The 13,836-nt window shown below is 48.4% G+C and carries 11 protein-coding genes; all 11 read left to right on the top strand.

Annotated features, from left to right (window positions below; all coding sequences use genetic code 11):
• Positions 1–43: 43 nt before the first annotated feature.
• The gene (locus tag OXH00_20535) at positions 44–976 is read left to right on the top strand and encodes a hypothetical protein (GenBank protein MCY3743407.1); all 933 of its coding nucleotides are present in this window, start codon (positions 44–46) and stop codon (positions 974–976) included.
• Positions 973–1,944 (top strand): porphobilinogen synthase, encoded by a 972-nt coding sequence (hemB, locus tag OXH00_20530; GenBank protein ID MCY3743406.1) that lies wholly within the window; start codon positions 973–975, stop codon positions 1,942–1,944. Before OXH00_20535 ends, hemB begins: the two co-directional genes overlap by 4 nt.
• Before the next feature lie 194 nt (positions 1,945–2,138).
• The gene (gene hemL, locus OXH00_20525) at positions 2,139–3,425 is read left to right on the top strand and encodes a glutamate-1-semialdehyde 2,1-aminomutase (protein ID MCY3743405.1); all 1,287 of its coding nucleotides are present in this window, start codon (positions 2,139–2,141) and stop codon (positions 3,423–3,425) included.
• Positions 3,426–3,596: 171 nt separating this feature from the next.
• Positions 3,597–4,580 carry a polyprenyl synthetase family protein gene (locus OXH00_20520; GenBank protein MCY3743404.1) on the top strand — a complete coding sequence of 328 codons (984 nt, stop codon included), beginning with the start codon at positions 3,597–3,599 and terminating at the stop codon, positions 4,578–4,580.
• A 74-nt stretch (positions 4,581–4,654) separates the two neighbouring features.
• Positions 4,655–7,258, top strand: a complete 2,604-nt coding sequence (locus OXH00_20515; protein MCY3743403.1) for a T9SS type A sorting domain-containing protein — start codon at positions 4,655–4,657, stop codon at positions 7,256–7,258.
• Positions 7,259–7,479: 221 nt separating this feature from the next.
• Complete coding sequence (locus OXH00_20510; GenBank protein ID MCY3743402.1) at positions 7,480–8,652, top strand: hypothetical protein; 1,173 nt, start codon at positions 7,480–7,482, stop codon at positions 8,650–8,652.
• A gap of 120 nt (positions 8,653–8,772) precedes the next feature.
• Positions 8,773–9,636 (top strand): Uma2 family endonuclease, encoded by an 864-nt coding sequence (locus OXH00_20505; protein MCY3743401.1) that lies wholly within the window; start codon positions 8,773–8,775, stop codon positions 9,634–9,636.
• A gap of 75 nt (positions 9,637–9,711) precedes the next feature.
• On the top strand, positions 9,712–10,554 hold the full coding sequence (ccsA, locus tag OXH00_20500; GenBank protein ID MCY3743400.1) for a cytochrome c biogenesis protein CcsA: 843 nt from the start codon (positions 9,712–9,714) through the stop codon (positions 10,552–10,554).
• A 129-nt stretch (positions 10,555–10,683) separates the two neighbouring features.
• Positions 10,684–11,985 (top strand): glutamyl-tRNA reductase, encoded by a 1,302-nt coding sequence (hemA, locus tag OXH00_20495; protein MCY3743399.1) that lies wholly within the window; start codon positions 10,684–10,686, stop codon positions 11,983–11,985.
• A gap of 71 nt (positions 11,986–12,056) precedes the next feature.
• Entirely contained in the window at positions 12,057–12,983 is a 927-nt protein-coding gene (gene hemC, locus OXH00_20490; protein MCY3743398.1) for a hydroxymethylbilane synthase, read from the top strand.
• A partial coding sequence (gene cobA / locus OXH00_20485; protein ID MCY3743397.1) for a uroporphyrinogen-III C-methyltransferase occupies positions 12,980–13,836 on the top strand: 857 nt, incomplete at its 3' end. The genes hemC and cobA, both read left to right, overlap by 4 nt.

The raw sequence follows: 13,836 nt of genomic DNA, 5'->3' as shown, positions 1-13,836 counted from the left end.
CGGGAACTTGAGAGTTTGACGAGAGCCAGAAAAGGAATCTCTTATGTTGAAAAAGATGCAGCCTATTCTTCTGCTTTTACTCATTTTCGGTTTAAGCACGATGTCAGTCGGAAATGAATGGGCAAACTACTACTTTCCAGATACAACCGGCAGCTACTGGACCTATGAGGACCAAGACGGGAACGAATTAACGCGCTACGCCATAGAACCTGAAGATATTGATGGCGAAACCTACCGCGCGTTCAGTTATGATCCGCCCTTGGAAGACTGGGCGGACTTTGAACATTACATTCACCCGTATTTTTATCAGGTCGGTGACGACTGGGTCGCGTATTTTGTCGGTGCTGAAATTGAAAACGGACTTAAAGCACACACAGCGCAAGAGATGGAAGAAGCACTTCCTATACTACGTGAACAGATGCTCGGCGGGACACCGACACCTGAGGGCGCAGCGATCTCCCTTGATTTGAGCTACGATATTGAGGTGGAGTCGGCGGATTACTTCTATCTACTACCGACACCTGCTACATACAATGAAGAATGGACTGCTCTGGAGCTAAATGTCGGCGTCACCCTTACGATGGATATACAAGGGGCACCTATGGAGATACCGGGCGGCGCACCGACTATCAAAACCCATAGCACTATCGTTGAGACTGGCGTGGTCACTGGCACAGAAACCGTCGAAACGTCTGCTGGCACGTTTGAGGACTGCTTGATCATTGAATATCAGACAGACGAAACTGTGCAAGTGACTGTGTCTGTACCCGGTGTCGAACCACAAGCACCTGAAGAACGAGAAGCCACCACAGTTACAACGATCTGGTTGGCGCCTAACATCGGTATCGTCAAATTCAGACACGAGCATCCAGAGGCTGACGAAGCAAAGGAGCAGCTCGGATTGGAACCCGACGGCGAAAGAACGCTTGAACTAACGAACTACGAAATCAAAGGTTCGCCTTCGGAGGCAGAATGAGCACCTTCCCTATCTATCGACCAAGACGCCTTCGGGCAAATGAAAACCTGCGGCGGCTTGTCCGAGAAACCGCACTTTCTGTCAACGACCTCATTTATCCGATGTTTGTTGTTCATGGACATAATACGGCAACCGAAATTTCTGCGATGCCCGGGTGCTACCAATACTCGGTTGACAGGCTCGTCACTGCCGCGAAGGAACTCGCTGCACTCGGTATTCCCGGCACAATTCTGTTCGGCATCCCAGCAGCAAAAGACCCGCTCGGTACTGAGGCTTATGCCGATGACGGTATCATTCAACTCGCAGTCCGAGCAATCAAAGATGCCGTGCCTGATCTGCTTGTGATGACAGATGTCTGTCTCTGTGAATACACTGACCACGGGCATTGTGGTGTTATTGAAGATAGCGAAGTACAAAACGACCCGACGCTGGAACTCCTCGTTAAAGAGAGCCTTTCACACGCTCGCGCCGGTGCCGATGTCATTGCCCCTTCAGATATGATGGACGGTCGCGTCGGCGCAATTCGAGATGCATTGGACGAAAACGGGTATGAGAATATACCCATTATGGCGTATGCCGCCAAATATGCCTCGGCATTTTACGGCCCCTTTCGCGAAGCTGCGGAATCCGCACCGCAATTTGGGGACCGCCGCTCCTATCAGATGGACCCGGCGAATACAGAGGAGGCACTACGCGAAGTCGCATTGGATATTCAGGAAGGTGCCGACATTCTCATGGTGAAACCCGCGCTCTCTTATCTGGATGTTATCCATCGGGTCAAAACAGAATTTCAGGTGCCTGTCGCTGCCTATAACGTCAGTGGAGAATATGCGATGGTTAAAGCAGCAGCGCAGAACGGTTGGATCGATGAAGAGCGGGTCGCATTGGAACTTTTAACAAGCATCAAGCGCGCAGGCGCGGATATGATTTTAACGTACTTCGCAAAATTAGTTGCCAGTCACCAGTGACCAGTTAAGAGGTATTAGATTCACCTAACATCTCTTTATAGGAAGTTAACAGTTTGCTTCGCAGTGAGAATACGATTTTCTCTCACTGCGAGGCATGAAAAATCTTTCAGTTTTCAGTTAAGAAGACTTAAGTTAATCAGATGTCTCTTTAACTGATAACTGGAAACTGGAAACTATAACACGGAGGAAATAGTTTGGAGAGCAATAAATCCTTAGCCGCATGGCAAAAATCACAACAATTTATCCCCGGCGGGGTCAACAGTCCCGTCCGAAATTTCAGCAAAGTCCACGGACATCCGCGCTTCATCGCACGCGGCGACGGCTCAAAAATATACGATGTTGATGAAAACGAATATATTGATTATGTCGCCTCATGGGGTCCCTTGGTTTTAGGGCATGCGCATCCGGACATTGTGGAGGCTATCAGTGCAGCAGCCTTGAACGGCACAAGTTTTGGGGCACCAACGCTATTAGAAACAGAACTCGCCGAAACTATCGTCAGTGCTGTTCCTTCCATTGAAAAGGTGCGCCTCGTCAATTCCGGCACCGAAGCCACAATGAGCGCAATTCGCGTCGCACGTGGGTATACCGGTCGCGATAAAATCCTCAAAATTGATGGATGCTACCATGGTCACGTGGACTACCTATTGGCAAAAGCCGGTTCTGGGGTTGCAACGTTTGGACTTTCTGATAGCGGCGGTGTCCCCGAAGATTTCGCACGCAATACACTCACTGTTCCCTTTAACAACCCCGATGCAGTCCGTGAAGCGATAGAAGCCAATCCTGACGAAATCGCCTGTCTCATTCTCGAACCGATTATGGGCAATATGGGTATCATCCCACCCCGTGACGGGTACCTCAATGAACTCCGTGAAATTACCGAAGCACACGGTATCGTACTCATCTTCGACGAAGTTATCACCGGCTTTCGGGTGGCGTATGGCGGTGCCCAGACCTACTATAACGTCACACCCGACATGACCTGTTTAGGGAAAATTATCGGTGGCGGTTTACCCGTTGGGGCGTACGGCGGAAAACGGGAGATCATGCAGTGTGTCGCTCCAGAAGGCGAGGTCTATCAGGCAGGAACGTTGTCCGGTAACCCTTTAGCCGTTACAGCAGGGATCACAACGCTTAAAAGGCTTGCTGAACCGGGCGTTTATGAACAACTCGAAACCCGAGCTGCAGCCCTCGCAGATGGACTCGCTGAAGCAACCGAAAAACACGGTGTTGATGCTTGGCACAGTCGCGTCGGTTCGATGCTGATGCTCTACTTCACGCCGGAAACCGTCACGGATGCCGATGGCGCACGTACAGCGGATACTGAACGCTTTGAGCACTACTTCTGGGGACTCGTCCAACGCGGGGTCTATGTCGCACCTTCCCAGTTCGAGGCAGGGTTCGTCTCTTTAGTCCATTCCGAAGACGATATCAACAAAACCGTTCAAGCCGCAACACAGGTATTGGCGAATCTCGTTTAGGAGTTATCGGTTATCAGTTATCAGTTATCAGTTAAAGAGTGCCTCGCAGTGAGAATTGTGGCAGGAACAGAAAAGGGAACTATTACAGGTTCTTAACCGATAACTGAAAGATTTTTCGCAGAAAAATCGTACTGAAAACTGACAACTATTAAAACTGATAACTATTACATTATGTCCAACTTTGATCAAATCGTTGAATTAATTGCCGACGATCTCGGTGCTATTGAGGTGAAACTCACGGAGCACACCGCCAGCGAGTATAGTTTCGTCGATATGGCAGTCCAGCATGTCGTGGAGGGTGGTGGCAAACGGCTCCGTCCGATCCTTGTTGTGCTTTCTGCCAAGGTCTGCGGGTACGCAGGTGATGATGCACACACACTTGCTGCTGTCGTTGAACTCATTCATGTCGCATCGCTGGTTCATGACGATGTGCTTGATGAGGCCGCGATCCGGCGTGGACGTGAGACGTTACAGACGAAATGGGGCAATAAAGTCGCTGTCCTTGTCGGAGATTATCTCCATGCGCGTGTCCTCTCTATGCTTGTAGCCCGCCGTGCTGATGATCCAGCCATGGCGGTTCTCGCCGATACCACGCAGGCAATGTGCGAAGGTGAAGTTATCCATGCGTATAAGAGCGGTGATTTTGACATCTCCGAAGCCGAGTACCTCAAAATCATCAGTTTCAAGACCGGTAAATTGATCGCCGCGTCCTGCACTCTCGGCGCACACCTCGGAAACCTAACAGACGCACAGCAGGTTGAGGCACTCACAACCTACGGACAGCATATTGGGACGGCTTTCCAAATTGTCGATGACGTGCTTGATTTCACAGAGGATGCTGATAAATTAGGAAAAAACACATTCGGTGACCTCCGTGAAGGAAAACTCACCTTCCCCATCATTTATGCACGAACTGTTTGTAATGATGATGAAAAGCAGATGTTGGAAAAAGTCCTGAATCCTAACACTGACGAAGCCGAGGCGATCGCCTTTGTTGAAGCCTTGTTCCAACGATATGGTGTTGAGACGCACTGTTTGAAGGTTGCCCAAGACTATGCCGACCGTGCTAAAGCAGCATTGACAGGCTTACCAGAGACTCCTGCCCGCGTCGCACTCGAACAACTTGCAGACTACGTCGTTTCACGCGAATCATAAAAAAGGGACGGAGATTTTACCGTATAAGGAATATGGAAAACAGAATTGATGCCTGAGTTATAAGGAGATAGATAGTGCCCAAAGTAATCCAACACAGTTTAATTTTTCTTACCATATTTATACTCACTTCTGCCGCTATGGGAGATGCTTTTGATCAGACTGTTGATCGGATTAAAATCCTTGAAGTTGAACTTGAGCAGAACCAAATTGACATTGACGAAAAGGTGACTTTTATTGAAGGAGAACTTAGAACCTTCCGGACGAATCACCCTCTCAATGCCCCGAAGGGAGAGTTTGAATCTGATGCAGACTATGCAGCGCGCCTGAACCGATTGGCTGCAGCAGTCGCGCAACGTCGCGCAGAACTTGAAGAAGAAAACCTTTCGTCCGTCCGGGCAGATCGCCTTGAGATGCAAACCGAAATCTCACGTTTGCATAGAAGGTCCTTTTTCACTAACGACGTTACCGCAACCCTTGGTTCTTATAATGCTAACGAGGAATACTTTCCGATCACATTTGTGGCAAACAACGAAAGTGTTGATGCAAGATTGTATATTAGCAGACAAAATGATGCTCCAAATCTCAAAAGTAATTGGGATAAGGTCGTCAAAACAGCTTACATCTCGATTGATCCAGGTTACCGTCGGGCTTTGGCACAGGTAAAACTTGAGTACCCACCGCTTTGGGAAGAGGCATATACATGGACATTTCATGAAGTATACCCTCTTGATAATAATCATTCTGCCGTTGCTTTTAGTGCTGATGGAAAATACATCGCTACGGGAGGTACTCGAGTTCACACAATTTGGGAAACGAGCAGCGGTAAAGAACTTCGTCAGAAAGGACATAATGGCCGAGTCCATGCTGTCACCTTCAGTCCGGATGGACAGTACCTCGCAACAGGAGATAGTCTTAGATTAAAGTTATGGCAGGTGAAAAATGGTGAACAGATTTGGGAAAAAACCAAAACTTATAGAATCTGGACTGGAGCCACCTCCCACGCTGATTTCCATGCGGTTGACTTCAGTCCAGATGGCAATACCTTAGCAGCAGCAAATGATCGTAGTACTTTCGTAGCGGATGTAAATGGAGGCGGGAATTTTTGGGACAGAACTCGATCTTATAGAATCTATACTGGATCCACTCGTTACGCTCGTTTCTATGCGGTTGACTTCAGTCCAGATGGGCAATATCTCGCAACGGGCGATTCTTTTTCTGACGCGGTTATCTGGGATCCGAACAACGATAGACTGATTCAGCGGATAGAACATAGGGCCACTGTCTGGGCAGTCGCTTTCAGTCGGGATGGGCAGTATCTCGTAACAGGAGATAATGCGGGCTATGTGTCAATCTGTGAGGTGAGTAGTGGGGTAAAAGTTCAAGAGATAAAACATGATGGAGGTTGGGTTGGTGCTGTTGTCTTTAGTCCTGATGGATTTTATTTCGCTGTTGGAGATCAAAACGGGTTAATTACGATCTACCAAATGCCACAAGGAGAAATTAATATAGATTCAGAAATCACTAAAGTGAGAACTATCAAAACGAGTCAAGGCGTATCTGACTTGGCGTGGCATCCGTCCGGAAATTTCATCTCAGATGGCAGGAAAGTTTACAGAACGTTCCTACCATCCGAGGTCGTTAACTTAATACCCACAGTGCTCCTTTCTTCCGAAATTGATCCGGTAAAAACCGGCACGCAATTCACACTTGATTTCACAGTCAAAGATGTAACCGATTTAGCCGGTTGGCAAACGGATGTTATGTTCAATTCTGACGTGCTTTCAATCGTTGAAACCAAAGAAGATGATTTTCTTAAAACAGGGGGCAGAACCACCTTTTTTCACGAAGGTAACATTGATAATACAACCGGCAAGGTTACTGGTTTAAGTGGGGCAATTCTCGGCGGTAGTGTCAGTGGAGAAGGGACACTGTTTTCAATTACCTTTGAAGCGAAGGCAGCCGGAGATGGGCAATTACAACTGCTCAATACACAACTTAGCACTTTATCTACGGAAAACATACCCCACGAACTTGTTATCCACCCTATCATCATTGAAGACCGTCCGCTCTTTGAGGATGTTAATAAGGACAAGGTTGTGAATATCCAAGACTTGGTGTTAGTGGCATCGAATTTTGGCAAAACGGGTCCGAACGATGCAGACGTGAACGAAGATGGCGTTGTGAACGTCCAAGACTTGGTAATGGTTGCTGCTGCACTCGGTACCACAGCCGCTGCACCTTCTCTGTATGTTCAATCATCTGAAATGCTCACAGCGGCAGATATCAGACAATGGCTTACGCAAGCACAGCAGCTAAATCTGACAGATGTAACATCACAGCGGGGCATTCTCTTTTTGGAACAACTCTTGGCAACACTGACTCCGAAGGAAACGGCACTGTTGCCCAACTACCCGAATCCATTCAATCCGGAGACGTGGATACCGTATCAGTTAGCAGAATCTGCTGATGTCAAAATCTCGATTTACGCTGCCGATGGCAAGTTGGTTCGCACATTGGATTTGGGACGTAAACCTGTTGGTATTTACCATCACCGTAACCGCGCGGTATATTGGGATGGGAAAAATGAATTCGGGGAACCAATAGCGAGTGGCGTTTACTTCTACACCTTGACTGCAGGCGAATTCACCGCGACACGCAAAATGCTGATAAGAAAGTAAAGTCTTCTTCTATCAAGGCACATTGATTGAGGATATTAGAAAACGTTGCCTTTAAATTGCATCGGATATGTGCTTTATTAGAACTTACACAAATCTAACGGATAGCACGGAATTTTTCTATTTTTAACCCCCTAAATCCCCCTTATCAGGGGGACTTTAAGAGAAAATGCGTAAGTCCCATCTATTTTAACTGTTAACCGACGACTGACAACCATTAAAAAATGTTTTATCCTGCACACATAAACCTTCAAGACCGGGAATGCCTCGTTGTCGGTGGCGGGACCGTTGCTGAGCGGAAAGTCGTCGCTATGCTTATCAGTGGTGGCGATGTTACTGTGATTAGTCCTGATGCAACCGAATTGCTGACCTACCTTGCACAGATCGGCACGATTCGCTGGCACAAACGGCAACTGAAGGCAGGGGACACGCGCGGCTATTTCCTCGTTTGTGCTGCCACCGATTTCACTGCTATTAACAGTGCTGTCTTCACAGAAGCGCACGAAAAAAACAAGATTCGCTTGGTCAATGTCGTTGATGTTATCCCACAATGCACCTTCGCCGCCGCTTCTGTTGTAACGGATGGCCAGTTAATGCTCAGCATCTCCACGAGTGGTAAAAGCCCCGCGACGAGTCGCCGCATCCGTGAACATTTTGAAGAGCTCCTGCCTGCTTCTTCATTATACACACTCGGATATGAAGATGGAAAACCGGTGCCGATTGAGAATCAAGGGCTGCCTTATCCTGTCTATCTGCTACTGGAAAATCGCACGTGTGTTGTCTTGTGTGAGCAGGAAACGCCGGAGGTTGAACGCCGTATCTCCCTGCTAAACCGATGTGGTGCCTCTGTTGTCTCTCTGACACCGGACGAAATGAAACCGCAGCACCTTGAAGATGCGTTCCTTGTGATCGCAGACAAGTTTTCAGAGGTAGACGTATCTTGTGAGAGTGAAACTGCATCCATTCGGGAATATCTTGATGAACCGAGTGCTGGTACCCACTTCACCCCTGATCTCGTGATAGATGACAATCTGATAATTAGTGTATCGACTCGAAACGGCAAACACATTGACAGAGCGAGACGGCTTCATAAGAGACTCGCGAACCAGTTTGAAAACAATGGCTACGGTGCATTTATTGAATTCCTTGGGACGCGACGTTCTGAGATTCTCAAGGCTTTTCCAACGCCTAAAAAACGCGCCGACTTCTTTGAAACGCTTATCAACAACGTTGAAGATTCGGTATCGGGGTTACAAACCCCTCCTACAACATGCTGTCTCGGTCTCACAAACCTTGGGTGTTCTGCTGAATGCCTTTTCAACTGGGTTCGGCACGGTAGATTGGAACGCGCCAACGCCTTTACCTCTAAACGACTTGACAAAGCGAACGAGGGTTGATAAAATTGCACGAAAACGAAAAAGCGCGCTTTTTTCAAACTTGCAAAACAGTTGCGAACGGCTTTGCCACCGCACGCGGATGAGGAACATTTCTGTTCTTATAGGCGAAGGAAGAAAATTATGAATACGCTAAGCGATTTTGAATTGAAGCAAAGAAAATACATGCCTGTCTTCCCAAAAGCGGTCGGAAAACCTACCACTTATATTGAAGGCTACCCTTCCGAGGACGAAAACCCTATGCCAGCAGGCGAATTTCACGGGATGCAGATGCAGAGTTTATTTGACCAGTTCTTACGATATTTTCACACGCACCCGCATATTCATGTCAGTATGGATAATTTTATCTACTACCGCGAAGGCGATATCAGAAAGGTCGTGGGGGCAGACGTTTATGTTGTCTTGGGTGCTGCGAAACTTCCCTTACGAAGAAGTTTTTATACCTGGGCAGAAGGTACCGTCCCTACAGCAGTTTTTGAGTTCCTTTCAGATGCAACAGCGTCTCAGGATCGGCATGAAAAAGTTGAGGTGTATCTACGAGATATAGGGGTTGCGGAGTATTTTATTCATCAACCCGATATGAATCGCCCCATAGAATTTCGGGGGTGGCGGCGAGATGCCTTGGGCGACATCGTTGAGATTGAAGAAGAGGCTGATGATGGTTTGTTCAGTGCGTCGTTAAACCTTTATTTTCGGTGGGAGCTTCATGAGGCGTGGGAGCTGCGGCTTTTGCGTCCGTATCTCCCCGATGGCACCGCTATTACAACTTCCATGGAGGAACATCACCTACGGGTGGCAGCAGAAGAACGGGTAGCAGGGGAAGCGGAACAGCGGCAAGCCGCGGAAAGACGCACCAGAGAAGAAGCAGAACAACGGCAAGCGGCAGAAAGACGCGCCAGAGAAGAATCCGAAAGACGACAGGCAATAGAAGTCGAGTTAGAACGTCTCCAGGCACAACTCGCCAATAGCGAAAATGAAAGCGAATGAACAACACTAACGGAGAGGCATATCCGACTGCTATGTTGCTTCGCAGTGAGAATAGTCTCTCGAAAAACACGGCGTATGATCAATTTTCTTTTTCTCGTTACCCTTCTCATATACTTAGCCGCAAGCATTTTTCAGACGCTCTCGTTGGCTATCAGTAACCGGAGCGAAGCGGCTATCATCCGTCCAACGATTGAGCGAATCGCTTTTTGGGGAACCAGTATCGGTTTCGCTTTTCTGAGCCTCTTTATTGCCTTATGGTGGTTAACGCAAGGGCATTTTCCGATGACGCACTGGACCGACTCCACTGCTTTCTTCGCTTGGGCAATCACACTGATCTATCTCATCATCGTGCGTCTGACGCATCTCCGCACACTCGGCAGTTTTGTGATGCCTGTCGCCTTTATTGCCATCCTGATCTCATATAGTTTCGCGACACACACTGCTGCGCTCCCGGAACCGCTACAGAACTATTGGCTTTTGGCGCACACCTCCCTCATTTTTCTTGGCTACGCCGCGTTCATTGCTGCATTTGGATTTGGATTGATGTATTTGATAGCCGAGCGGAAAATCCGTAAAAAAACGGACACACTTCTTGACAATCTCCTCCCTTCTCTCGGTGTTTCTGATGAACTTGGGTACCGTTGCACAATTCTCGGCGTGATTCTGCTCACGATGGGGGTTATTGTTGGGAGTCTCTGGACCCAGTATATCCGAGATGTCCCGTGGAGATGGCTTGATGCGAAAGTAATTTCCACCCTCATGACATGGTTTATCTATGTGCTCCAGATCGGTCTTCGTCAATTCTGGGGGTGGCACGGACGACGGGCGGCTTATGCCGCTATCATCGGTTTTGTTGCTGTCCTTTGTACTTACGTCGGCGTTGATCTCTTTTTAGACAGCATGCATACGTATCGGTAGTTTTCTTACGTAGCAGCCGTTTTGAATCGCGACTGCGCAACTTCCAAATTTGACACAATAGCCGATATGTGATATAATTTACGAAACGTATAAACAACATTTCAGTTTTTAGATCTTTTGGTTAGAGGAATGAACCAGATCGTCTCCATCGGAACGAGCCATCATGTCGCCCCGATTGAATTCAGGGAAAAACTGGCGTTTTCCGAAGCACAAATTATAGAATCTCTCCAGCACTTTCGTGAATCTGATCAGGTGCAAGAGGCAGTAATTCTCTCTACCTGTAATCGGGTAGAGATCTATGCTGTTGCGAACGCAGTACGAAACGCTGATACCGCTGCCAAAATTCTGGCTGAATTCCTTTCCCGCTATCACCAGATCGGAGTGGAATCACTTAAGAAATGGACGTATCTCCATCATAACTTGGAGACAATCCGGCATCTTTTCAGAGTAACCGCAAGTCTTGATTCTATGGTAGTCGGTGAGTCCCAAATATTGGGTCAAGTCAAAGAGGCTTACGATGCATCGCGGGAAGCGGGCGGTGCTGGGACAATTCTTAACCGTCTTTTTACTAAAGCCTTTAGCGTCGGTAAACGCATCCGTTCCGAAACGACTATCGCTGCCGGTGCCGTTTCTATTAGTTACGCCGCCGTTGAACTCGCCAAAAAGATTTTCAATACCCTTGAAGGCAAAACTGTTGCGATTGTCGGTGCGGGTGAAATGAGTGAACTTACCGCGAAGCATCTCGTTGCAAATGGTGTTTCTAACGTAATTGTTGCCAATCGCACTTATGAACGTGCTGTCAAAGTCGCCGAGAAATTTAAGGGTACACCTATCGCTTATGATAGCGATCTCGGTTTTCTCATTGATGCCGACATCGTCATTAGTTCTACCGATGCCCCCGATTATCTCATCAAACGCCGTCCGCTCGCTAACATCATGCGGAAACGCAGACACCGGTATATGTTTCTTATTGACATCGCTGTGCCACGCGATATAGAACCGGACGTGAGTAAGATTGATCACGCTTTCCTTTACAATATTGATGACCTTGAAGCCGTTGTCGCCTCCAATCTCAAGGATCGGCAACAAGAAGCGACCCGCGCCGAACAGATTGTCGCCGAAGAAGCAAAGCGGTTCTACGACCAATTGCAAGTCTTTCAGGTCAACCCCACTATTAAGGCACTCCATCAACAGTTTCGAGAGATCGCTGACACTGAATTGCAAGCCTGTTTCTATAAAGCAACACTCTCCGACGAGCAAGAGGAAGCCATCGCCTCTATGACGCAGGCAATTGTCAAAAAACTGCTCCACCACCCCATGCAAAATCTTCGCTATGCTGTCAACGATGGAGATGCCGATCACGGGCAGTACATCCAAGCCTTGCAAGAATTGTTTGCCTTGGATGTTAACGATGATAACTCAGATATGTAGGGTGAATTCCGTCAAGAGCAGCATAACTTCACGCCAGCCCCGTTTTTGACATCGGGAAAAAAGGACATTTGATGCACAACTCGCTTGTAATTGGCACCCGTGGTAGTCAACTCGCACTTTGGCAGGCACAATTCGTCAAAGATCAGTTGGAACGCCTTTTCTCCGATCTCGAAGTCAATCTCAAGATCATCAAAACTACCGGGGACACGATTCCAGACCGTTCATTAGTTGGACTCGGCAAAGGGGTCTTTACCAAAGAGATAGAAAACGCGCTCTTAGCAGGAGATATTGATCTTGCTGTGCATAGTTTGAAAGATCTCGCAACAGAATTACCCGAAGGGCTTTGCATCGCCGCTATTCCGACACGCGAGGACCCGCGCGATGTCCTCATCACCGCCTCTGGACTCCCTTTGGAAGACTTGCTCAATGGCGCGACAATTGGCACCACGAGTCCGCGTCGAAAAGCACAAATCCTCCATATACGTCCTGATTTACAGGTCGTTGATATCCGAGGCAATATAGATACGCGGTTGCGCAAACTTCACGAAACCGGGCTTGATGGGATTATCCTTGCCGCTGCCGGTATCAACCGTCTCCGTAAGCCGGAAGTTATCACACAATTTTTTGATGTGGAGCGGATGGTACCAGCCGTTGGGCAGGGAGCACTCGCGATTGAAGCACGTGAAGGCGATACTGCTCTTGAAACCCTACTTGAACCCCTGAACGATCAGAAGACGGTGGCAGAAGTTACCGCTGAAAGGTCCGTGTTGAAAAGCCTCGGTGGTGGATGCCAAGTACCGATTGGTGCGTACGCCAAACATGTTGATGGTGAGCTCTCGCTTATCGGTGTGGTCTGTCATCCAGAAGGTGCCCTACGTATTGTGAAGAACGCGAAAGCGGCACCAAACGCTGCCGAACATTTAGGCGAAGTTGTTGCTGAAAAGCTCCGGGAAGGTGGTGCAACTGGATTGCTGACGACGCAAGGGGCATTGAGATGAACGCGTCTCTGAATAAACTACTTACAGGTATCGTCTACATCGTAGGTGCCGGTCCTGGTGATAAAAATTTGATCACACTTAAAGGTGTCGAGTGCCTTCAGCGCGCCGATGTCGTCATCTATGATCTGTTGTTGAACGATGCGTTATTGGAACACTGTCCCACACACACCGAAAAAATCAAGGCACCCGACCCAAGAATCCGAGCGACACGCCAGACCGAACTCAATCAGTTACTTGTTAAACACGCAAAAGCCGGTAAAATTGTCGTCCGCCTCAAGGGTGGAGATCCGTATATCTTTGGGCGTGGCGGCGAAGAGGCGATGGCACTCACCAAAGCAGGCATTCCATTTGAAATAGTTCCCGGTATCACCTCTGCGATTGCCGCATCCGCTTATGCAGGTATTCCCGTCACGCACCGGGATTACGCATCATCGGTCGCGTTTGTGACCGGACATTCCGCCGCACTGCGATCAGATTCAAATATCAATTGGGAACAACTCGCCACTGCGGTAGACACGCTTGTCGTCTATATGGGGGTCGCGCACCTCCGCCAGATTGTGGAACGATTGGTAACACACGGTAGGCATCCGGCAACACCTGTTAGTTTAGTGCGTGTTGGCACAACACCGCAACAGCGAGTCGTCCAAGGCACCCTCGCCGATATTGTGTCAAAGGTGGCGGCAGTCCAACTCGAAAGTCCCGCTGTTATCGTTGTCGGGGAGGTGAACCGGCTACGCCAGCATCTCCGATGGTTTGATACTAAACCGCTTTTCGGGAAACGAATTCTTGTCACACGCGCCCGCGCACAAGCAAGTGAATTCGCTGACCGCTTGGAAGCGAACGGGGCAAAGGT

This window comes from Candidatus Poribacteria bacterium (assembly GCA_026706025.1).
GTDB lineage: Bacteria > Poribacteria > WGA-4E > WGA-4E > WGA-3G > WGA-3G.
The sequence above is the reverse complement of the archived record's forward strand: the minus strand, read 5'-3'. Positions and strand labels throughout refer to the sequence as shown.